Annotated in this window: 13 protein-coding genes and 3 pseudogenes; 6 read left to right on the top strand and 10 right to left on the bottom strand. The window is 73.6% G+C overall.

Annotation, left to right across the window (positions count from 1 at the left end; all coding sequences use genetic code 11):
* Positions 1-104 precede the first annotated feature (104 nt).
* From GA0070618_RS28715 to GA0070618_RS28695, 5 genes and pseudogenes are all read right to left on the bottom strand, one after another.
* A pseudogene (locus GA0070618_RS28715) lies at positions 105-1,082 on the bottom strand (ABC transporter permease); the annotation flags it as partial.
* A 5-nt stretch (positions 1,083-1,087) separates the two neighbouring features.
* On the bottom strand, positions 1,088-1,999 hold the full coding sequence (locus GA0070618_RS28710; RefSeq protein ID WP_088984413.1) for a ribokinase: 912 nt from the start codon (positions 1,997-1,999) through the stop codon (positions 1,088-1,090).
* Between the two features lie 484 nt (positions 2,000-2,483).
* Positions 2,484-3,368, bottom strand: coding sequence for an ABC transporter substrate-binding protein (locus GA0070618_RS28705; protein WP_170107796.1), 885 nt, complete (start codon positions 3,366-3,368; stop codon positions 2,484-2,486).
* Positions 3,369-3,432: 64 nt separating this feature from the next.
* The gene (locus tag GA0070618_RS28700; RefSeq protein ID WP_088984411.1) at positions 3,433-4,395 is read right to left on the bottom strand and encodes a sensor histidine kinase; all 963 of its coding nucleotides are present in this window, start codon (positions 4,393-4,395) and stop codon (positions 3,433-3,435) included.
* A complete protein-coding gene (locus GA0070618_RS28695) occupies positions 4,392-5,219 on the bottom strand; it encodes an MEDS domain-containing protein (protein ID WP_231931494.1) in 828 nt (275 codons plus the stop codon). Before GA0070618_RS28695 ends, GA0070618_RS28700 begins: the two co-directional genes overlap by 4 nt.
* A 171-nt stretch (positions 5,220-5,390) precedes the next feature.
* Between GA0070618_RS28695 and GA0070618_RS28690 the strand changes: the two are divergent.
* Positions 5,391-6,356: pseudogene (locus GA0070618_RS28690) on the top strand (M28 family metallopeptidase); the annotation flags it as partial.
* A gap of 109 nt (positions 6,357-6,465) precedes the next feature.
* On the opposite strand, the gene GA0070618_RS28685 reads toward GA0070618_RS28690, so the two are convergent.
* The gene (locus GA0070618_RS28685; protein ID WP_088984408.1) at positions 6,466-8,040 is read right to left on the bottom strand and encodes an FMN-binding glutamate synthase family protein; all 1,575 of its coding nucleotides are present in this window, start codon (positions 8,038-8,040) and stop codon (positions 6,466-6,468) included.
* A 118-nt stretch (positions 8,041-8,158) separates the two neighbouring features.
* On the opposite strand from GA0070618_RS28685, the gene GA0070618_RS28680 reads away from it, so the two are divergent.
* Entirely contained in the window at positions 8,159-8,572 is a 414-nt protein-coding gene (locus tag GA0070618_RS28680; protein ID WP_088984407.1) for a hypothetical protein, read from the top strand.
* Between the two features lie 1,464 nt (positions 8,573-10,036).
* Positions 10,037-10,669 (top strand): annotated as a pseudogene (locus GA0070618_RS35405) (tryptophan 2,3-dioxygenase family protein); the annotation flags it as partial.
* Positions 10,670-11,023: 354 nt separating this feature from the next.
* On the opposite strand, the gene GA0070618_RS28670 reads toward GA0070618_RS35405, so the two are convergent.
* Genes GA0070618_RS28670 through GA0070618_RS28655 form a run of 4 tightly spaced genes read right to left on the bottom strand, consistent with a single transcriptional unit; the run spans position 11,024 to position 18,453 of the window.
* Entirely contained in the window at positions 11,024-12,241 is a 1,218-nt protein-coding gene (locus GA0070618_RS28670) for a vWA domain-containing protein (protein ID WP_088984406.1), read from the bottom strand.
* On the bottom strand, positions 12,238-14,520 hold the full coding sequence (locus GA0070618_RS28665; protein ID WP_088984405.1) for a DUF5682 family protein: 2,283 nt from the start codon (positions 14,518-14,520) through the stop codon (positions 12,238-12,240). Before GA0070618_RS28665 ends, GA0070618_RS28670 begins: the two co-directional genes overlap by 4 nt.
* A complete protein-coding gene (locus GA0070618_RS28660; RefSeq protein WP_088984404.1) occupies positions 14,513-15,574 on the bottom strand; it encodes an ATP-binding protein in 1,062 nt (353 codons plus the stop codon). The genes GA0070618_RS28665 and GA0070618_RS28660 overlap by 8 nt, the downstream gene beginning before the upstream one ends.
* The gene (locus GA0070618_RS28655) at positions 15,571-18,453 is read right to left on the bottom strand and encodes a DUF5691 domain-containing protein (RefSeq protein ID WP_088984403.1); all 2,883 of its coding nucleotides are present in this window, start codon (positions 18,451-18,453) and stop codon (positions 15,571-15,573) included. The genes GA0070618_RS28660 and GA0070618_RS28655 overlap by 4 nt, the downstream gene beginning before the upstream one ends.
* Before the next feature lie 210 nt (positions 18,454-18,663).
* On the opposite strand from GA0070618_RS28655, the gene GA0070618_RS28650 reads away from it, so the two are divergent.
* The 3 genes from GA0070618_RS28650 (at position 18,664) to GA0070618_RS28640 (ending at position 21,844) form a co-directional block, all read left to right on the top strand.
* Positions 18,664-19,491 (top strand): SAM-dependent methyltransferase, encoded by an 828-nt coding sequence (locus tag GA0070618_RS28650; protein WP_088984402.1) that lies wholly within the window; start codon positions 18,664-18,666, stop codon positions 19,489-19,491.
* A gap of 84 nt (positions 19,492-19,575) precedes the next feature.
* A complete protein-coding gene (locus GA0070618_RS28645; RefSeq protein ID WP_231931493.1) occupies positions 19,576-20,187 on the top strand; it encodes an acyl-CoA-like ligand-binding transcription factor in 612 nt (203 codons plus the stop codon).
* 67 nt (positions 20,188-20,254) lie between these two features.
* A complete protein-coding gene (locus tag GA0070618_RS28640; RefSeq protein WP_088984400.1) occupies positions 20,255-21,844 on the top strand; it encodes an MDR family MFS transporter in 1,590 nt (529 codons plus the stop codon).
* Positions 21,845-21,855: the final 11 nt, after the last annotated feature.

The following is a 21,855-nucleotide window of genomic DNA, read 5'->3' as shown; positions in this document are numbered from 1 at the left end:
CGGGGTTGCTCCCTGTGTGTGGGGGATGGGGGTGTGGTGGTGTGGGCTGGTCAGCGTCGCCCGGAGCGACGGCGTAGCCAGGTGTCGGCGGCGACGGCGAGGATGATCACGGCGCCGGTCGCCACGGTCTGCCAGAACGAGGAGATGCCGCGCAGGTTCAGGATGTTCTGGAGGACGCCGATGAAGGCGACACCGATGACGGTGCCGAGCATGGTGCCGGAGCCGCCGAACAGCGCCGCGCCACCGATGATCACGGCGGAGATGGCGGTCAGCTCCATCCCGGTGCCGGTGACGCCCTGCACGTAGGACAGGAAGGAGAGGCCGAGCACGCCGGCCAGGCCGGCGAGCGTGCCGGAGAGGGTGAACGCGGCGACCTTGACCCGGCCGGTGTTGATGCCGCACAGGCGGGCGGCCTCGGCGCTGCCGCCGACCGCGTAGGTGTTGAAGCCGTACCGGGACCGGGACAGCACGACCATGCCGAGGACGGCGACGAGCGTGAAGATGACCAGCTGCATCGGCAGGAGACCGAACAGCTTGCCCTGCCCGAGCAGGTTGAACTCGGCCACGTTCGGCTCGTTGGCCGACAGCGAGATCGGCGAGCCACCGCTGAGCAGCAGCGTGACTCCCCGGTAGACGCTCAGCGTGCCGAGGGTGACGATGAATGAGGGGATGCCGAAGCCCACCGTCATCAGGCCGTTGAGCAGGCCGGCGACCGCACCGGCGGCGATCCCGCCGAGGGCGGCGAGCGGCCAGGCGACGTCGGAGGTCATCAGCAGTCCACAGACGACCGCGCCGAGGCCGTAGATCGAGCCGACCGAGAGGTCGATCTCGGCGTTGATGATGACGAAGGTGACGCCGACGGCCATGATGCCGATCTGGGCGATCTGCTGGCCGACGGTGAGGAAGTTGTCGGTGCCGACGAAACCCGGAGCGATCAGGGTGCCCAGGCTGAAGAGCACGACGAGGGCGAGGAACGTGCTGGCCTCGCGGGCGTGCAGGAAACGCTGGAACGGGGAGCGCGCACGGGGGACGGCGGTCTTCTGTACCGGCGGTGCCGCCGGGGCGGTGGTCATCTGGGCCATCGGTGTCATCTCCTCAGCAGGGCCGCGACGTCGTCCGGGTGGGGCAGAGCGGGGATCACCTCGGCGATGCCGACGGTGTGGGCGCCGGCCGCGGCGGCGAAGCGGACCGCGTCGGTGAGGGCGTCGCCCCGGGCGAGGGCCACGGCAAGCGCGCCGGTGAAGGCGTCGCCGGCCCCGGTGGTGTCGACCACGCGCGGCACGGTGACCGGGTCGACCCGGGTCCGCTGCCCGTCGTGGTCGACCAGGGCACCCTCGGCGCCGAGGGTGAGCACGATCGTGCCGGCGTGGCGGGCGCGGATCAGGTCGACCAGTTCGTCGCCGGTGGCCGGGTCTTCCGGGCCGAGGCCGGTGAGCACCCGGGCCTCGCTGGCGTTCGGCGTCACGACGTCGATCCAGCGCCACGCCTCGTCCGGCAGCCGGACGGCCGGCGCGGGGTTGAGCAGCGTTCGAACGCCGCGCTCGTGGGCGGCGCGCAGCGCCGCGACGGCGACCGGGAGGGGGATCTCCAGGGAGACCACCACCAGGTCGGCGGCGGCGATGCGGTCGGCGAAGCCCTCGACGTCGGCCGGCGTCAGGTCGTCCAGCGCGCCGGGGGCGATGACGATCCGGTTCTCGCCCTGCTCGTCGACGAGGATGACACCGACCATGGTGGCGGCGCCGGTCGTCCGGACCCCGGTGGCGTCGATCCCCTCCTCGGCCCAGAGCTGTCGGGCGGCGGTGCCGAACTGGTCCGCGCCGACGGCGGTCAGCAGGCTGACCTCGGCACCGAGCCGGGCGGCGGCCACCGCCTGGTTCGAGCCCTTGCCGCCGTGTCCGGAGGCGAAACGACCCCCGGAGAGGGTCTCTCCGGCGACCGGCAACCGGGGCACCCGCATGGTGAGCCCGGCGCCGTAGCTGCCGATCACTGCAATCTTCATCCTGGCCTCATGTTCATGGACAACCATGTACAACTCAGGGGACCATAGGGAGCCCGTCTCGGCGGTGTCAATAGCGGCGGGGTGATCGCCGGAAACATTCCGGAAACCGCGCGGTCATCGTCCCGTCACCCGGTGTGCCGGCGGGCGGCGGCGACGCGGCACCCCGCGCGACTGCCGCCACCCCGGTCCGGCAGGCGGGAATCGACGCAGGTCAGACGCGATTGGGGAAGGGGAATCGACGCGGGTCGGACGCGGGCGCGGACGAGGAATCGAGCCGGATCGGCATGGGCGTCGGACGGGAATCGACTCGGGTCAGGCCGGGACGGTGCCCGGTGGACACAGTGGTCGGACAGCTCGGAAAGCCGGATACGGTGGCCGGCAACGGCTGCCACCACTCGTCGACGCACTGTGGACGCCGGTGCCCGCCCGGGCAACCGGGGCCGGTCGCCGGAGCCGGTGGTCGGAGGCGGGCCCCGGACCGGGGTCAGGCCACCCGGACGGTCGCGTCGGCGGGGGCGGGCGGCACGGCGTCCGGGTGCAGGACCGCGGCGATCGCCTCGACGCCGTCCACCAGCCGGGGCCCGGGGCGCACCACGAGGGCGTCGGCGTCCACGGCCCACACCGCCGTGCCGGGGAACCGGGCCGCGACCTGCTCCGCCTGCCCGGTCGCACCGGCCAGGTCGAAGCCGCACGGGGCGACCAGCACGACCTCCGGCGCGGCGTCGGTCAGCGCCGCCCAGGTCGTCGGCGCCGACCGGGCGCCCGGGTGGGCGGCCACCGGCGTGCCCCCGGCGGCGGAGACCAGGTCGGGAATCCAGTGCCCGGCGGCGAAGGGCGGGTCGACCCACTCCACCACCGCGACCCGGGGCCGGCGCCGTCCGCCGACCGCCGCCGCGACCGCCGCGAGCCGGTCGCGCAGCGCGGCCACCAGGGCTTCCGCCCGCTCGGGTACGCCCGCGCGATGCCCCACCGCGAGGATCGTGCCGAGCACCTCGTCCAGGGTGTACGGGTCCAGTGACAGCACGTCGGCGCGGCAGCCCAGATGGTCCAGCGCCTCGGTGAGCTGCCCCGCCGGGAGCGCGCAGACCCGACACAGGTCCTGGGTGAGGAGGAGGTCCGGCTCCAGTCCGGCCAGCGCGTCGGCGTGCAGGGTGTACAGGTCCGCCCCGGCGGCCCGCTGCGACCGGACGTACGCGTCGATCTCGCCCGGGCTCATCCCGCGGGTGTCCCGGCCGCCCACCACCACGAGCTTGCCGGCCCGGTCGGCCGGGGGCACGTCGCACTCGAAGGTCACGCCGACCAGGTCGTCGCCGAGGCCGAGCGCGTAGACGATGTCCGTGGCCGAGGGGAGCAGGGAGACCAGGCGCATGACCGCCATCATGCCGGGTGCGGGGCGTCGCCTCCAGACCCGTCATGTCCTCCGGTTCGGCGCCTCAGCCGTCGACGTGCGCGTTCCCACCGGTCAGGCGGACCGTGAACCCGTCCGGACCCCGGTGCATCGCCACGTGGTTGCAGGACTGGTGGGTGATCCAGAGGCCGAGGCCGCCGTTCGTGCCGTCGCCTGCGGGCAGCAGACCGGCGAACGGGTCCTTCGGGCCCTCGCCGCCGTCGTGCACGCTGACCACGATGCGGTCCGGCCCGCTCCAGAGCCGCAGGGTCACCGGCTCCCGTCCGTGGCGCAGCGCGTTGGTCACCGTCTCGCTCACCGCCACGACCAGGTTCTCGACGTCGTCGGGTGGCAGGTGCCCACGGTCGGCGTCGTACACCGCCGCGCGGGCGCGCGCCGGGGTCGGGCCGACCAGCTCCACCAGCGGCGGGGTGTACTGGATCGGGTCGGGCCGCGCCGGTCGGGGCTCGGTGAGGTAGACCAGCGGATCGGTGTACGTTCCGCTCGTCAGGCGCCGGCCGTCGGGCAGCGCGACCCGGGGGTGGGTCCGCAGTACGTCGGCCAGCACCGGCGCGGGCGTGACCCGGCGGTCGTAGACGCACATGCTCCACAGCGGGAACTCGTCGTAGGCGTGGTTGATCGCCGACTCGTACCGGGCCCACCAGTCCCAGGTGGAGTTGAGGCCGGCGGCGGGCACCTCACCGACGATCCGGATCTGCCCGGCCCCGGCGGCGACGTGATCGGCCAGCATCTGCCGGTACGAGCGGATCGCGGCCGCCGGCCGGGAGTAGATGTCGCCGCCGTCGAGGAACCGCACCGCCGAGTCCGCCGGCAACGCCGACCGGACCAGCTCCGAGCGGCGCTCGTTCAGGGAGACCAGGGTCGGCTCGCCCGCCGCGATCCCGCTCAGCAGGAAGGGCAGCACCACGGCGACCAGGTCCTCGTCGGAGTCGTAGCAGACGGCCTCGTGGAAGTAGCCGAGGTGCCCGGCGGCGGCGCCGGTCCTCACCGGGCCACCTCCACGTCCAGGCCGGGAAGGTCGAGCAGCTCGGCGACCCGGGTCGCGGCGGACCGGGAGGCGCGCAGGACGGCCACCGCGCCGCGCGCGCGGGCGTGGTCCCGTAGGTGGATCAGGTTGCGGTGGTCGATGAAGCGCAGGTCGCTCGCCTCCACCACCAACCGGCCGCCGGCCGGACGCGGGTCGGCGCGGTCCAGCGCGGCGCGGAACAGCTCGTGGTTCGAGGCGTCCAGTTCGCCGACGAGCGCCGCGTGGCCGTCGCCCGGCGTGTCGGCGTAGAGCCGGAAGAGGACGTCGTCGGCGTTGGAGTCCGGGTGCAGGCAGGCCAGTTCCGCGATGGCCTCGTCGCCCAGGAGCCGTCGGTCGTAGGCGCACATCGCCGACATCGGCCGGACGCGCATGTACCGGTCGATGAGGTGTTCGTACCGGGCGAAGGCGTCCCGCTGCGCCGGGGTGCGGACCAGCGCGGTGGCGTCGGCGGCCACCCGCAGTCCGGTGTGGCCGGCGGCCAGGGCGTCCGCTGTCGCGGTGGCGTAGGCGCGCACCTGGTCGTCGGGGTCGACGACGTGGTCGTGGGCGTAGGCCGAGCCCAACGGGACGATCCGGGCGGCCCCCCGGCGCAGGGCGTCCCGGATCAGGGGCTCCTCCCGTAGCCGGTCGGCGACCGGGTCCGGCTCCGCCGTGACATACCAGATGCGCTCCCCGAGGGCGAGGCCCTCCAGGAGGAAGGTCCGGACCCGGTCGTGCAGGGCCGGCCGGTCGTCGTACCGCCAGCACACATGGCGGTACGCAGCCTGCCGTGATCCGTCGCTCACCCCGGACACCCCATGGCGCCAGTCTAGGCCGTTCCGGTGGCGGGTCATCCCGTCGGGCGGATGCTGCCGGCAGCATCTCCGCCGGACCGGGGCCGGGCCCGACCGGACCGCCGATTGACCCATTAATCGACAGATGTCATTGTCTTGACACATTCCCACCCAGGAGGCTCCATGAGAGGCAGAACGCTGACCGCGGCCCTGGTGCTCGCCGTCGCGACCGCGCTGACGGTGCCCATCACGCCGTCGGCCTCCGCGTCCGCGCCGTCGCGGACGGTCACCCCGGCTCCCCTCGCCGCCCCGGACATCGCGGTGGCCAACGTCCAGGCCCACCTGACCCAGTTCCAGGCCATCGCCCAACAGAACGGCGGCCACCGCCGGGCTGGGTCCGCCGGCTACACCGCCTCGGTCGCCTACGTCAAGGGCAGACTCCAGGCTGCCGGCTACACGGTCACCGAGCAGGTCTGCACGAGCTGTGTGTACCGCTCCAACAACCTGATCGCCGAGTGGCCGGCCGGCCCCACCGACCAGGTGGTCATGTTCGGCGCGCACCTCGACGGGGTGTCGTCAGGTCCCGGCATCAACGACAACGCCTCCGGCTCGGCGGTCCTGCTGGAGAACGCGCTGGTCCTGGCCCAGCAGCGACCGACCATGACCAAGCGGGTCCGGTTCGCCTGGTGGACCGACGAGGAGCAGGGCCTCAACGGCTCGGAGTTCTACGTCAGGTCGCTCAGCGCCGCCCAGCGCGGGTACGTCAAGGGCTACTACAACTTCGACATGGTCGGCTCCACCAACGCCGGCTACTTCATCAACCGGATCACCTCCACCACGGCCGCGCCGCTGAAGGCGTACTGGGACTCGCTCGGCCTCCAGCCGGAGGAGAACCGCGAGGGGCAGGGACGCTCCGATGACTACCCCTTCCAGCAGGCCGGCATCCCCACCTCCGGCTACGCCGCCGGAGCGAGCGCCCGCAAGACCAGCACCCAGGCCGCCAAGTGGGGCGGCACGTCCGGCGCGTCGTACGACCCCTGCTACCACCGTTCCTGCGACACCACCAGCAACGTCAGCGCGACGGTGCTGAACCGCAACGCCGACGGGATCGCGTACGCGATCTGGCAGCTCGCGGTGAGCGGTGGCACGTCCGTCCCCGCCTCGTCGACGACGTGACGTTGCGGGCGAGCGGAGGGAGGTGGTCTCCCGCCGTCACCGCAGGAGACCACCTTCCCGCCGTGTCCCCTTGATGTAGCGGTCAGCGCTGCGCGGTCGCCGACGGCGGGGCGCTGCCGCCCTGCGGCACCTCCGCCGTCATCAACCGGACGATCTCCGCGCGGTCGGCCGCCGACGGTAGCCCCCACTCCGGCCGGTAGCCGTGGACCTCGGCCAGTGGGGTGGAGGCGGTGCGGCCGTCGAGCATCTCCACCGCGTCGGTGGCGATCAGCCCCGGATGCTCGACCCCGCACGCCTCCGCCACCTTCATCAGGTCGCGGCGCAGCGTCCGGACGTAGTTCACCGCCCGGACGGACTTGAGCGCGGGATCCAGGCCCCGCGCCAGCCAGCGGTTCTGGGTGGCGACACCGGTCGGGCAGGTGTCGGTGTGGCACTTCTGGGCCTGGATGCAGCCGATCGCCAGCATCGCCTCCCGCCCGACGTTGACCAGGTCGCAGCCGAGCGCGAAGGCCACGATGGCGTTGTCGGGCAGTCCCAGCTTCCCCGCCCCGGCGAAGACGACCTGCTCGTGCAGGCCGCGCTCGGCGAACGTCCGGTAGACCCGGGCGAAGCCCTGCTGGAACGGGAGCGAGACCGAGTCGGTGAAGATCAGGGGCGCGGCCCCGGTCCCGGCCTCTCCGCCGTCGATGGTGACGAAGTCGACGCCCCGTCCGGTGTCCCGCATCAGGTCGGCCAACTCCGTCCAGAAGGTGAGGTCACCGACGGCGGACTTGATCCCCACCGGCAGACCGGTCTCGGCGGCGAGCAACTCGACCCAGTCGAGCAGGCTGTCGCAGTCGGAGAACTCGGCGTGCCGGGACGGGCTGACGCAGTCGCGGCCCTGGGGGATCCCCCGGGTGTCGGCGATCTCCGCCGACACCTTCGCGCCCGGCAGCAGCCCGCCGAGGCTCGGCTTCGCGCCCTGGCTGAGCTTGATCTCCAGCGCCCGCACCGGCGCCCCCGCCACCTGGTCCCGGAGGCGCTCCAGGCTGAACCGTCCGTGCTCGTCCCGGCAGCCGAAGTAGGCGGTGCCGATCTGGAAGACCAACTCCCCACCCCGGCGGTGGTACGGCGACAGACCACCCTCGCCGGTGTTCTGGAGGCAGCCGGCCAGCGCGGCCCCCCGGTTCAGCGCCTCGACGGCGTTGCCGGAGAGCGAGCCGAAGCTCATCCCCGATATGTTGACCACCGAATCGGGCCGGAACGCCTTCGGTCGTCCCCGGGCCGCGCCGAGCACCTTCGCGCACGGCAACCACACGTCGTGCCCGGCCGCCGGGGACGACGGTGGCACGGCCCGGCCGAAGGTCCGGTGCTTGATGATCGGATATCCGGGGGTGTACTCGATGTCGTTGTCGGTGCCGAAACCGAAGTAGTTGTTCTGCATCTTCGCCGACGCGTACACCCAGCGACGCTGGTCGCGGGTGAAGGGCCGTTCCTCGTTGTTGCCCGCCACGATGTACTGGCGCAGTTCCGGCCCGATCGATTCGAGCAGGTACCGGGCGCGGCCCAGCACCGGGAAGTTGCGCAGCAGGGCGTGATGGCGTTGGAGGAGGTCGTGTGCGGCGAGGGCCGCCACCGCTGCGGCAGCGGCGGGTACGGCTCGACGTGCCCAGGTCATGCGGGTCAGTCTTTCCGCGATCGGTCACGCTCAAACGGCACGCGGATTCCGTACGGTCGTCCCGGTGTCGGGGGAAGTCACCGCGTTAAATGTCATACCCCGGTTGCAGCATGTCCCCATGGCTGTTCCCGCTCTGGCACATGGCCACGACCGGCCCCGCTCACTGCCGCTGCGCGAGGTCCGTACCCGGCTGACCCAGCTGGTCGCGATGGCCGAACTGACCGACACGGTCACCCTGGTCACCCGCGACGGTGACCCCCGACCCATCGCCGCGATCGTGCCGGCGCCCGCCGCTCGCAACGCCGCCCAGGCCCGGGCCGACGCCGACCGGGTCGCCGCGGTCACCGCCGGCTGGGCTCGTCGTCTCGACGAGACGCACCGGCAGAGTGCCCGTCGGCACGCGGCCGAGTTGCGGGCCGTCACCGACGCGCTCGCCGAGGCCTGGGCCGAACTCGACCGCCGGGCCGCCCCGGGCGGTGACCCGGCGCTCGCCCGGTTGCGCGCCGCGCACGCCGACCTCCTGCGCGACTGACCGGCCGTTCCACCCGGGGGCACGGCCGGCGGTACATCGTGTCCGGCGTGTCCGGCGAGGGCGGCGAGGCGTTGTGGCGGCTGGGCCGGCAGCAGCGACGCGCGTCCGAAGCGTGCCCTGGGTGGAGTGCGCTGACCGACCCCGGAGTGTGTTGACCGCCTGGAGTGCTGACCGACCTGGAGTGTGGCCGGTCGGTCCGGTCGAAGGTCCGACCCGGTGGGACGGGGTGGGGTGAGGTTGTCCCGATCCCTGTGGAGCTGCCCCGTCTGTGCTATCGCCCGACGGCGGCGCGGCGTGTGAGCACGTGGGCGCATGGGTGTGCATTCCGTTGGTGCTTGGTGCTTGGTGCTTGGTGCCGTGGTGCCGTGGTGCCGTGGTGCCGTGGCGCATGGGCGCGTGGGCGGGGCAGCTCCACAGCGTTCCGCCAGCGAGATCGGTCCGCGGACCGATTTGTCCGCCGGATCGGGCGGTCACCGGCCCACCGGTGACCCGGTCCGCTGCGCCGTTCCGCTGGGCTGCCGGGTTCGGTGCCGGCGTCCCGTCGCGAGTCCACGGCCCTGCCCGTCCCGGGTGTGGTGCCGGACACGGCGACCCGGGCGGGACGGCCGACGCGGGGAAGAAGCCGCCTTCTCGTCCATCGCCCCGACGTGCATTGGGGCGAATCGCCGGGCGACCATGGGTGAAGTATTCATATCGGACTTAATGATCGACAAATCGATTGACGTTCTTGCGCAGCGATCTATTGCTCGGTAAGTTGTCTCGTCGTTGGTGTCCGGGGTTCCGTGCCGCGATTTTTTCCGGTTTGCGGATGCCCCGGGTCCCCGACCCGGTCGGGACGTGTCCCCTGTCACAGAAAGTGGGATCTGTGAAGAGGAAACACTCGGTCCCCGTGCTGCCCGGCGACCCCCATCACAGTCGTGCCCGGTCGCGCCCGGATCTCCTGACCGGCAAGGAATACGGCTGCTCGGCCGGGCCACCCGGGCCGGGATCCCTGACGGGTGGGGAGGCATTCCCGCCCTATTGATCGGTGACCGCTTCTCCGGTCGGTGATCGCGTCTCCGCCGATTCGTTGACAGCCGCCTGTTCGGCCCGTCGAAACTGACCCGGCCGGCGACGGCGGCCGGTACCGCGTGTCGTTAGACGCCCGGTCGGGGTTCCGGTCCCGCCGTCCGACTCTCCCTGTCGACTGCTGAGGTGACGTTCGTGCGCGACGTGGAATGCTGGTTGTCCGCCGGGGCCGATCCGGCCGAATTCCCCTATCCGACGGTTACCACCGAATATCTGCGGGTCGGTAAACACTTCGTCGACCGGGACGTCCTGCTCTGCCTCGACCGCGCCCGGGCGGCGCTACCCCCCGACCCGCGTCCCGGCGCGATCCGGTTACGCCGCTTCCTCGACTGCGCGCTCGACAAGTGGGACGGACGGTACGACTACCACTCCTACCTGGCCCTCCCCGTACTGTCGATGGCGACCGAGGGGACCGGCGAGGTCACCCCGGACCGGGCCCGACGGCACCGCGACCGGCGGTACCTGCACCTGTTGGCGGACCTGCTCCGTTTCGAACTGGACGTCGAGGCGGGCCGCACCGACCTGCTGCCCGGGCAACGCCCCGACCGCGACCGGCTGACCAAGCGGTTGCGGCTGACGGTCCGGGCCGCCCAGCCCGCCCTGGCCCGGCTCAGTCCGCTCACCACCATCACCGCGAACGACCCACTGGCCGCCGCCGCCGAGTTCTGCGCCGGTGTGGAGGCCACCACCGCCGAGCGGCGGGACCTGCGACTGTCCATGCTGCCGGTGTACGTGGTCCACGACGAGTACCTCTTCATCCGGGTGCTCCAGTCGTACGAGACCACCTTCGCCCTGCTCGTCGTGCTGCTGCGGGCCGCGCGGGACGCGCTGGTCCGAGGTGCCGCCGGGCCCGCCGCCGCGCACCTCGCCACGGCGACCGAGGCGCTGGCCGGCTCGGCGCCGCTGTTCTCCCTGCTGGCCACCATGCAGCCCGAGTCGTTCCGGACGTTCCGGGCGTACACCGAGGGGGCCAGCGCCATCCAGTCGCACAGCTACAAACTGGTCGAGTCGCTCTGCCGCACGCCCGACCAGGAACGGCTGGACAGCGCGGCCTACCGCTCCACCCCGGAGGTCCGGCAGCGCGTCCTGGCCGGGCAGCCGACCATCGACCAGGCGTACCGCAGCGCGGCGCAGCGGGGCCTGCTCGACCCTGCTGGACGCGCACAGGTCGCCGACGGGATGCGGGCCTTCGCCGGGGCGCTGCTCACCTGGCGGCGCACGCACCACCGACTGGCGATGCGGATGCTCGGCGAACGGTCGGGAACGGGCTACACCGAGGGGACGCCCTACCTCGCCGCGGTCCGGTCGGTGCCGGTCTTCCGCACGGTGGACGGCGGGCCGGTCGACGCGGCGGTCACCGCACCGGCCGTCCCGCCGTCCAGGTCACCGGTCGGCGAACCGCTCGGCGAAGGCCACCAGGTCACGACGTTCGATGGCGGCGGCCATCAGGTCGGGAAAGGCGTCCGGCGTGCAGGCGAAGGCCGGCACCCCGAGGGCGGCCAGCGCGGCGGCGTTCGCCCGGTCGTAGGCCGGGGCACCCTCGTCGGAGAGCGCCAGCAGGACGACCACCTGGACCCCGGCGGCGGTCATCTCCGCCACCCGGCGCAGCATCTGCTCCCGTACCCCGCCCTCGTAGAGGTCGCTGATCAGGACGAAGATGCTGTCCCGGGGACGGGTGATCAGCTGCTGGCTGTAGCCGATCGCCCGGTTGATGTCGGTGCCGCCGCCCAGTTGCGTGCCGAACAGCACCTCCACCGGGTCGCTGAGCTGGTCGGTGAGGTCCACGACCGCGGTGTCGAAGACCACCAGTGAGGTCCGCAGCGACCGCATCGAGGCGAGCACCGCGGCGAACACTCCGGAGTAGACCACCGAGGCCGCCATCGAGCCGGACTGGTCGACGCAGAGCACCACGTCCCGTTGCACCGCCGTGGTGCGCCGCCCGTAACCCACCAGCCGTTCGGGGATCACCGTGCGGTGCTCCTGCTGGTAGTGCTTGAGGTTCGCCCGGATGGTGCGGTCCCAGTCGATGTCGGCGTGCCGGGGGCGGTTGATCCGGGTGGCCCGGTTCAACGCCCCGGTCACCGCCGCCCTGGTCTGCTGCGCGATCCGCCGTTCCAGCTCCTCGACCACCCGCCGGACCACCTGCCGGGCCGCCTCCTTGGTCTGGTCCGGCATGACCCGGTTCAGGGAGAGCAGCGTGCCGACCAGGTGCACGTCCGGCTCGACCGCGGCGAGCATCTCCGGTTCCAGCAGCAGGCGGGTGAGGTTGAGCCGTTCGATCGCGTCGGCCTGCATCACCTGCACGACGGTCGACGGGAAGTACTGGCGGATGTCGCCGAGCCAACGGGCCACCCGGGGGGCGGAGCCGCCGAGCCCGGCCGAGCGCCGGGACGAGCCGCCGGTGCCGTCGCCGTCGCCGTCGTAGAGGGCGGCCAGCGCCCCGTCCATCGCGGCGTCGCCGCCGGAGAGACGGCCGCAGGCGTCCTCGGCCGGCCCGCCGAGCACCATCCGCCAGCGGCGTAGCCGCTCCCGGTCCGCGTCCCCGCCGGCCCGGGGGGACGTCGCGCCACCCTCCGGGAAGGCGTCGGTGGAGGCGGTCATGAGATCTCCCGTCCGAGCAGGATGCCGAGCGTGGGCAGGACCGCCGTCGCCCGGTCGTGGTCGAGGTCGGCCACCGGGGCCCGGTGCACCGGCCGGCCACGGTGGGCCACCCGGTCGCCGATGGCCCGGCGTTCCCCGGCGGCGAAGCTGCCGAAGGTCCGGCGCAGCAGCGGCAGGACCTCGGTGAACGAGTCGGCGGGAACACCGGCCAGCCACTCGTCCACCAGGGACAGCAACGCGTCGTCGTGCACCAGCAGGAGCCCGCCGCCGCCGAGGAAACCTTCCACCCAGGCGGCCCCGTCGGCGGGGGCGACCCCGGCGGTCAACGGCAGGCCCATCCGTCGGCGCACCTCGGCGCGCTCCAGCCGGCCCGCGTCGTGCAGCAGCCGGACCAGCCGGCCGGCGAGCAGGCCGTGCAGGTCGTCCCGGTCGGCGAGCGAGGCGAGGGTGTCCAGCCACGGCTCCCGTGCCGCCTCGTCGAGGAGGTTGACCGCGGCGTGCACCTCGTCCAGGTGCCCGCGCAGGTCCCGGGCCGCCTGGTCGGCCAGGCCGACGACCGCGGCGGGCAGGCCGGCGCGGACCCGGGCCAGCAGCCCGGTGGTCACCTCGGCCAACCCGCCGAGTTCGCTGCGCCGGACGTCGCCGTAGCGCAGCGTGCGGACCAGCGGCGGGATGGCCGCCATCAGGTGCGCCACGTCGGCGTCCAGAGCGGCCCGGGTGTCCAACGCCCGCAGGACCGGGGGGTAGGCGTCGGCGAGGTCGGCGAGCAGGCAGACCTCGACCAGCGCGGTGACCTCGGCGAGGCTGTCGGCGGCACGGGCGGTGGCGGCCACCGCGGCGGTGGCGGCGGAGACGACGGTGGTGCCGTGCGCGCTCGCCTCGACCAGCCGTACCGAGAACTCCGGCTGCCACCGCAGCCGCCACTGCTCCCGGAACGTGCCGGTGCCCCGCCGCCGCTGGTCCGACTCGCCCCACGGCACGCCGAGCACCCGCAGGCGGTGCAGCAGCCGGCTCCGGGACAGGTCGTTGTCGCGGCGCAGGTCGAGGTCCAGCTCCCGTTCCAGGGCCTCCGGCTTGAGCCGCAGGCTGCGCTGCTGGGTGGCCAGGTCGCGGGCCAGCGGCACCGCCGGCATGTCGTCCGGTACGCCGCCGAGCCGCTCGCCCACCACCAGCCGTCGGCCGATCAGCTCCAGCCGCAGCGGGTCGCCCTCGCAGAGCACCGCCGCGCTGGCGTCGGTGAGCTCGGTGAGCCCGGCCAGCGGCCGGCCGCGCAGCGTGGCGAGCGTCTCGGCCAGCCGGGCCGCCTCGATGACGTGGGCGGACGAGGCGGGCACCCCCTCGTCGCGGAGCACCCCGGCGGCGGCGACCAGCCACCGGGCGACCACCTCGTTCTCGGAGGTGAACAGGTGGTGGTACCAGCCGGGGGAGCGGACCCCCGCCGCGTAGCCCTGCCAGGACGCCAGCCGGCCGTACGTCCAGGGCACCCAGGTGAAGGTGACCTTCGTCTTCCGGCGTCCCCGGAGCAGGGCGGTGTCGGCGCTGGCCGGCACCTTCCGGGTCAGCGCCGGCACGTGCCAGGCGCCGCAGACCACCGCGATGTTGTCGTGGCTGCGCCGGACCTGCCGCAGCACGGTGCGCATGTGCGCCTCGCGGAGCAGGTCGTCGGGGTCGTCCGGCACGCCGTCGCGGATCGCGGCCATCGCCTCGGCGATCGCCGGGAACGCCGGGGCGCCCCGGTGCTCGACCACGTCCTCCCACCAGCGTTCCGGGTCGTCGTACCCGGCCGCGGCGGCGAGTTCCCCGATCGGGTCGACCGGACGGCGGGGCGTCGGGTCGTCGGTGCCGGCCCCGGCCTCCGGTCCGGCCGTCGCCTCCGGCCGGTCCCCGTTCGCGGTCTCCGGCCGGTCTCCGTTCTCCGCCTCCGGCCGGTCCCCGGTCTCCGGCTCCCGGGCGTCGTCCGGCTCGCCGAGGCGGTAGGCGTACGGCAGGTCGAAGAAGCGCACCGGCACGTCGTGCGCGACCGCCCACCGGATCGCCTGCCACTCGGGCGAGAAGACCGCGAACGGCCAGAACCCGGCCCGGCGCGGGTCGTCGGTGGCGTACCCGAGCAGGGCGACCGGCGGCTCCAGCCGCTCGTCGGTCATCCAGCGCAGCAGCTCGTCCGCCTCCGGCGGGCCCTCCACCAGCAGGATGTCGGGGCGTTGCTCGGCCAGGGCCGCCACCACCGCCCGAGCCGACCCCGGACCGTGGTGGCGGATGCCGTAGAGCTGCTCAGGCATCGCGGGCGGCGCGGTAGAAGGGGCGCCATTCCTCGCGCTCGCGGACCACGGTCTCCAGGTACTCCCGCCACACCACCGCGTCGGAGACCGGGTCCTTGATGACCGCGCCGACGATGCCGGCCGCGACGTCACCCGGCCGCAGCACGCCGTCGCCGAAGTGCGCGGCCAGGGCCAGGCCGTTGGTGAGCACCGAGATCGCCTCGGCGGTGGAGAGGGTGCCGGTGGGGGACTTCAGCTTGGTACGGCCGTCCTCGGTGAGGCCGGTCCGGAGCTCCCGGAAGATCGTCACGACCCGGCGGATCTCCTCGACAGCGGCCGGCACCTCCGGCAGGTCGAGCGAGCGGCCGAGCTGCGCCACCCGCCGGGTGACGATGTCGACCTCCTCCTCGGCGGAGGCGGGCACCGGCAGCACCACCGTGTTGAACCGGCGGCGCAGCGCACTGGACAGCTCGTTGACGCCCCGGTCCCGGTCGTTGGCGGTCGCGATGATGTTGAATCCGCGCTGGGCCTGCACCTCGCTGGTCAGTTCCGGCACCGGCAGGGTCTTCTCGGACAGGATGGTGATGAGGGTGTCCTGCACGTCGGACGGGACCCGGGTCAGCTCCTCGACCCGGGCGATCGCGCCGGTCTCCATCGCCCGCATCACCGGGCTCGGCACCAGGGCGGCCGGCGACGGGCCCTCGGAGAGCAGCCGGGCGTAGTTCCAGCCGTACCGGATGGCCTCCTCGGCGGTGCCCGCGGTGCCCTGCACCAGCAGCGTGGAGTCACCGCTGATCGCCGCGGCCAGGTGCTCGGAGACCCAGGTCTTCGCGGTGCCGGGCACGCCGAGCAGCAGCAGCGCCCGGTCGGTGGCCAGCGTCGACACCGCGATCTCCATCAACCGGCGCGGCCCGACGTACTTCGGGGTGATGTTGGCGCCGTCGCCGAGCAGGTAGGTCACCACCGCCTGCGGCGAGAGCCGCCAGCCCGGCGGGCGGGGCCGGTCGTCGGTGGCGGCCAGCTCGGCCAGCTCGTCGGCGTACTGCTGCTCGGCGTGCGGACGCAGCGCGGTCATGAGAACTCCTTGTGCATCTCGGAACGGAAGGCGAGGACGGCGGCCAGTTGCCCGACGGCGCGGACCCGGCTCGGGTCGACACCCTCGCCGGTGAGCTCCTCGGTGAGGCGGTGGAACCGGTCGGTCAGGCCGGGCGTCGCGGAGGTGCCGGCGATCCGGCAGACCTCGGCCAGGTACCAGCTGTTCCGGCCCTCGGTGCGGGCCCAGACCCCGATGGCGTCGGCCACCGCGCCGGAGAGCTCGGGGGACCAGTCCTGGGAGAGCATGCCCAGCAGGCGGTTGGCCCGGCCCGGGTCGGTGCGCAGGGCGTCGGCGACCATGGTGCCGAGCCGCTCGGCGGGCAGCACCTCGTAGAGCTGCCACAGCAGGGTCTCCGGCAGCGCGTTCCGGCTCTGCCGACCGGTGGGACGGGCACCGGCGACCAGGGCGTCGGCCCAGTCGCCGGCCCGCTCCTCGACGGCGGCCCGGGCCCAGCCCCGGCGCAGCGCCGGACCCCAGTCGTCGGCGGCGGTCAGCGCCACCACCTCGGCTGGCGTCCGGGCGAACGCGGCGGTCCAGGTGGCCAGGGGGGTGCCGGCGAGCACCTCCTCCAGCAGCCACGCCGCCGCGCCCGTCCCCCGGGGCGGCTGCGGGTCCACCCCGTCCCGCCGCATGGCCGGGTCGCACTCGCGTGGCGGGTCGACCGTCAACGTCCTGCCGGACGCGTCCAGGCGGACGGCGGCGGTGGCCCGTTCGGTCATCCGGCGGCGCAGCCCGGACTCGGTCAGTTGGCGCAGCAACGCGACGGCAGCCTGCCGGACCTCCTTGCGCCGGTCGTCCAGCACACCCTCCAGGAAGGTGTCGTCGGCGGGGGAGAGCCCGACCTCGAGCGCCTCGACGAAGCGGGCCCGGTCGGGCGCGCTCTCGGCGGCGAAGCCGGCCGCCAGCAGCTCGCGACCGGCGTGCGGGTCACGGGCGCGCAGCCGGGTCAGGTACGCCAGCCGTTCGCCGGTGGTGCCGGTCTCCCAGTCGTCCCCGCCGCCCTGCCCGGCCGGGACGGTCAGGTCGAGGGCCTCGTCGAACAGGTAGCCCCACTCCGAGCGGAGACCGGCCAGCCACCGGCCCCGGCGACCACCGAGCCGGCTCAGCAGGGGGCGCAGCGCCCGGTGCCGTCGCCCGACGTCCAGCAGGGCCGGCAGCGTGTCGGTCGGGACCAGCCCGCCGTGCCGGTCGGCCAGGCGCAGCCACTCGGCGAGCAGTTCCTGCTGGATCTGGCTGCCGCCGGGCGCGCCGCCGTCGGTGAGCAGGGTGCGCAGCCGCACGGCGGTGGCGGCGGGCAGGGGCGGCGTCGACTCGGCGGGCGCGGCGGGCACCCGGCCGTGTCCGGTCGACGGGGTCCTGCCGGCCCGCCGGTAGGTCAGGGCCACCGCGGCGGCCTCCAGCACGCCGGCCGGGCCCTCCCCGCCCGCGTCGAGCGGCCGTCCGGCCACCGCCATGGCACCGTCCCAGGGGCGGCGGGCCGTGCCGACCAGCGCGGCGGAGAGCAGTTCGGTGGGGAGTTCGGCGGCGTGCCCGTCCGGGCCGACCGGCGAGCCCGCCGTGGCGGGCAGGTAGCACCCCTGCGACCAAGCGGCCAGCGGTCGCAGTCCGGCCGGGCCGAGTTCGGCGGCGAGGTCGACGGGTTGGCCACCGGCTCCGGCGAGCAGCCACCACGGCTGGTCGTGCCCGGGGGCCAGGGGCAGCGCCTCGCCGGCCCGGTCGACCAGTCGGCCCTCCCGGGTGGGGACGACCCCGGCGAGCAGCACCGGCACCGACTCCCGCCATGGGTCGGCGGCGAGCCCGGCCGCGTACGCGGCGAGGGCGGCGCGGACGTCGACGGCACCGGTCGGGGCGGCCAGCGACACCGGGGCGCCGTGCCGGGTGGCGACCAGCGCCCGCAACGGCGGGGAGCCCGGGTAGAAGCACAGGTCCGCGTCGACCTCGGTGCCCGGCACCAGGTCCGCGGGGAAGGTCTGGCCGGGCGCGGCGAACGCCAGCACCAGCGCGAACCGCCCGCTGTCCGCTCCGCGCAGCCAGATCCGGCGGGTGGTGATCTTGTCGTCGGCGGAGTCGACCTGCCCGAGGACCTGCCAGCGGTCCCGCACCGGCGGGGTGGCCAGCACGTCGTCCGTGGCGACCGGGTAACCGACCCGGGACCGGACGGTCGCCGCCAGGTCGTCCGGGAGCGTGTCGAGCCGGTCGTGGGCGGTCACCAGCAGGCGGATCAGGCCCAGTTCGCCGAGGAGGCGGTCGGCCCAGTGCGCGCCGATGCCGGCCGTACGGCCCACCCGCCGCAGCGTGCCGGCCACCGTCGGGGCCTGCGCGTCGACCAGCCGCGCAGCGACCGCCTCGAACGGATCCGCCCCGGCCTGTTCCGCCCCGGCGAGCCCCTGGTCCACCTGGTCGTCGAGCCACCGCCGCAGCTCGTCCAGGCCGGCGGTCACCCGGGCGGCGCGCTGCTCGACCCGCTTGGCGGCGGCGGCCGGGTCCGCCGGGGTGGCGGTCCGTGGTTCGTTCGCGCGGGCGGCGCGTTTCGCCCGTCCGTCCTGCCACTCGACGACCCAGTCCGGCGCCTCGGCGTCGCCGGCTCCGGACTCGGCCCAGAGCAGCAGCAGACCCAGGGCGTGTTTGCAGGGGAACTTTCGGCTCGGGCAGGAGCAGCGGTACGCCGGCCCGGACAGGTCGACGCAGACCTGGTACGGGTTCTTCCCGCTGCCCTTGCACAGCCCCCAGAGCACCTCGTCGGTCAGGCCGGACGCCGACCACTTGGCGGCGCCGCCGACACTGCGGGCGGCACGGGCGGCGGCGGGGTCGGGCGCGACGGCGAGGACCTGCGCGGTGGACCAACGTTCAACAGGCACCGGCGCACTGTAGGAGACCCGTACGACACGGACCCCGCCGGCACCCGCCGGCGGAGCGGTCCGTCGCGTACGGCCACCGGCCCGTGACCGGCAGGTGAGGGTCGGTCCGACCCATCCGCCGGTGGCGCGACGAGGCCCGGTCGGGGCCGAGTCGTCCGGGACGCATCCTCTAGTCTCCTTAGGTCAGACCCGAGACCAGGGGAGGCGACCGTGTCGCGCAGTGACGCCGAAACGCGGAGCGGATCCGCGCCGTCCGGAGTGGACACGTCGGTGCCGCACTCCGCCCGGATCTACGACTGGTGGCTCGGCGGCAAGGACAACTTCGCCGTCGACCGGGCCACCGGCGCGGCGATGCTGGAGGCGATCCCGACGCTGCGCATGATGGCCGCCGAGAACCGCCGTTTCGTCCACCGGATGGCCCGCTACCTGGTCACCCAGGCCGGCATCCGGCAGTTCCTGGACGTCGGCACCGGCATCCCCACCCGCCCCAACCTGCACGAGGTCGCCCAGGCCGTCGCCCCGGAGACCCGCGTGGTGTACGTCGACAACGACCCGATCGTGCTGGCGCACGCCCGGGCCCTGATGATCAGCAGCCCGGAGGGGCGCAGCGAGTACATCCACGCCGACCTGCGCCACCCGGAGCGGATCCTCGACGGGGTCGCCCGGGGTGACACGCTCGACCTGACGCGGCCGGTGGCGCTCACCCTGATCGCGATCCTGATGCTGCTGGGCGACGCCGACGACCCGCTCGACCGGGTCCGCGCGCTCACCGACGCGCTGCCCTCGGGCAGCTACCTGGCGATCACCCACCCCACGCCCGACTTCAACCCGGAGGCGGTCGACGCGGCGGTGGCCGCCGCGACCGGCAACGGGATGACCCTGGTGCCGCGCACCAGGGCCGAGGTCGCGCGGTTCTTCGAGGGGTGGGAACTGGTGGAGCCGGGCATCGTGCCGGTGCCGGCGTGGCGGCCCGACGGGGCGGCGCCGACCGACCCCGAGGCGGTCTACTACTGGGCCGGGGTGGCCCGCAAGCCCTGACCGCCCGCACCGGGTCGCCGGTGGGATGTCGGTCACACGAAACTACGTTGCAGTCTCTGCAAGTTTGCTCGTACCGTCATGGCCGTGACCACCACGGGGGAGGGGCGTCGCGACCGCCGGAAACGGCAGACCCGCGCGACGTTGAGCATGACCGCGCTGCGCATGGTCGCCGAGCACGGGCTCGACCACGTCACCGTGGACGAGATCAGCGAGGCGGCCGGCGTCTCGCCGCGCACCTTCTTCAACTACTTCACCTGCAAGGACGAGGCGGTCATCGGAGACGCCGTGGTCGACGAGGACCGACTCGTGGCGCGGCTGGCCGCCGTCCCCGCCGAGGTGCCGGCGGTGGCGACCCTGCGGACCGCCTTCGCCGAACTGGTCGAGGACGTCCAGGCCGACCGGGACCTGTGGTGCCTGCGCATGCGGGTCGTCGAACGGAACCCGGCCCTGCTGTCCCGTCTGGTCACCCTCGGGGTGCGGAACGAACGCACGATCACCGCGGCGGTCGCCGCCCGTCTCGGCCTACCCGCCGACCACGACTACCCGGCGCTGGTCGCCGCCGTCACCGGTGCCGCCCTGCGGACCTGCCTGGGCCAGTGGGCCCGCGGCGACGGCGCGCGTCCCCTCACCGCCCTCGTCGACGAGGCGTTCGCCGCGCTCGCCGACGGCCTTCCGGAACCACCGCACCGCCCGTGACCCATCGCCGCCCCCGGCGTTGTCCGACCCGGGGAGACTCTCCCACAACCAGAGTGAGGAATACTCCATGACCGCTTCCGCCCCGCCAGCCGGCGTCGCCGACGCCGTAGCCGGGCGTATGTCCCGTCGCGAGGTGCTCCAGGCCCTCTCCGGTCTGATGGTCGGCCTCTTCGTGTCGATCCTCGCCTCCACGGTCGTGGCCAACGCGCTGCCCCGGATCATCGCGGATCTCCATGGCAGCCAGACCGTCTACACCTGGATCGTCACCACCGAACTGCTCGCGATGACGGCCACCGTGCCGCTGTGGGGCAAGATGGCCGACCTGTACAGCCGCAAGCTGCTGATCCAGCTCTCGCTGGGGCTGTTCGTGGTGGGCTCGCTGGTCGCCGGCCTCACCCCGAACGTGGAGCTCCTGCTGGTCAGCCGGATCATCCAGGGCATCGGCGCCGGCGGTATGACCGCGCTGGCCACCATCGTGATGGCCGCGATGATCCCGCCCCGGGAGATGGGCCGCTACGCCGGCATCTTCGGCGCGGTCTTCGGCGTGGGCACCATCGCCGGTCCGCTGATCGGTGGCGTGCTGGTGGACACCTCCTGGCTCGGTTGGCGCTGGTGCTTCCTGATCGGCGTGCCGTTCAGCATCCTCTCGATCGTCCTGCTCCAGCGGACGCTGCACCTGCCGGTGGTCCGGCGTCAGGTCCGCATCGACTGGGCCGGCGCGTTCCTGATCACCACCGGTGTCTCCACCCTGCTGGTCTGGTCCTCGCTCGCCGGGCAGAAGTTCGCCTGGGCGTCCGGCTGGACCGCGCTGATGGTCGTCGGCGGCCTCGCGCTGCTCGCGGCGGCGGTCTTCGTGGAGTCCCGCGCGTCGGAGCCGATCATCCCGCTGGACCTCTTCCGCAACCGGACCGTCTCGCTCACGACCGTGGCGAGCATCCTGGTCGGTGTCGCGATGTTCGGCGGCACGGTCTTCCTGTCGCAGTACTTCCAGATCTCGCTGGGCAAGTCGCCCACGGTCGCCGGCCTGATGAGCCTGCCGATGATCTTCGGTCTGCTGGTGTCGTCGACGGTGGCCGGGCAGCTCATCACGAAGTACGGCCGGTGGAAAGGCTTCCTGGTCGGCGGCGGCGTCACGATGACCGTCGGGATGCTGCTGCTCGGCACCATCGACGCGCACACCAACATCCTGTTGCTGTCGGTCTACATGGCGGTGCTCGGCATCGGCGTCGGCATGCTCATGCAGAACCTGGTGCTGGCCGCCCAGAACGACGTACCCGCGCACGAACTGGGTGCCGCCACCTCCGCGCTGACCTTCTTCCGCAGCATGGGCGGGGCGATCGGGGTGAGCGCCCTCGGCGCCGTCCTGGCCAACCGGATCACCACGCTGATGACCGAGAAGCTCGGCCCGCTCGCCGCCGGTGGCGCCAGCGGATCCACGCACGAGGTGCCGGACATGTCCGCGCTGCCGGGTCCGGTCCGCCAGATCGTGCAGGAGGTCTACGGCACCGCCACCGCCGAGCTGTTCCTGATCGGCGCGCCGATCGCGCTGCTCGCCCTGGTCGCCGTGTTGTTCATCAAGGAGAAGCCGCTGCACAACCTCAGCGGCGACGAGCGTCGCGCCAAGGAGGAGGCGGCGGGCATCGCCCCGATGCACTGACCGGCACCCCG

Source organism: Micromonospora echinospora (assembly GCF_900091495.1).
Classification (GTDB): Bacteria; Actinomycetota; Actinomycetes; order Mycobacteriales; family Micromonosporaceae; genus Micromonospora; species Micromonospora echinospora.
The sequence above is the reverse complement of the archived record's forward strand: the minus strand, read 5'-3'. Positions and strand labels throughout refer to the sequence as shown.

Coding starts and splice junctions, on each gene's coding strand:
- GA0070618_RS28710 (WP_088984413.1), bottom strand. CDS start 1,999: ATGAAGATTGCAGTGATCGGCAGCTACGGCGCCGGGCTCACCATGCGG.
- GA0070618_RS28705 (WP_170107796.1), bottom strand. CDS start 3,368: ATGCGCCTGGTCTCCCTGCTCCCCTCGGCCACGGACATCGTCTACGCG.
- GA0070618_RS28685 (WP_088984408.1), bottom strand. CDS start 8,040: ATGACCTGGGCACGTCGAGCCGTACCCGCCGCTGCCGCAGCGGTGGCG.
- GA0070618_RS28680 (WP_088984407.1), top strand. CDS start 8,159: ATGGCTGTTCCCGCTCTGGCACATGGCCACGACCGGCCCCGCTCACTG.
- GA0070618_RS28670 (WP_088984406.1), bottom strand. CDS start 12,241: ATGACCGCCTCCACCGACGCCTTCCCGGAGGGTGGCGCGACGTCCCCC.
- GA0070618_RS28665 (WP_088984405.1), bottom strand. CDS start 14,520: ATGCCTGAGCAGCTCTACGGCATCCGCCACCACGGTCCGGGGTCGGCT.
- GA0070618_RS28660 (WP_088984404.1), bottom strand. CDS start 15,574: ATGACCGCGCTGCGTCCGCACGCCGAGCAGCAGTACGCCGACGAGCTG.
- GA0070618_RS28640 (WP_088984400.1), top strand. CDS start 20,255: ATGACCGCTTCCGCCCCGCCAGCCGGCGTCGCCGACGCCGTAGCCGGG.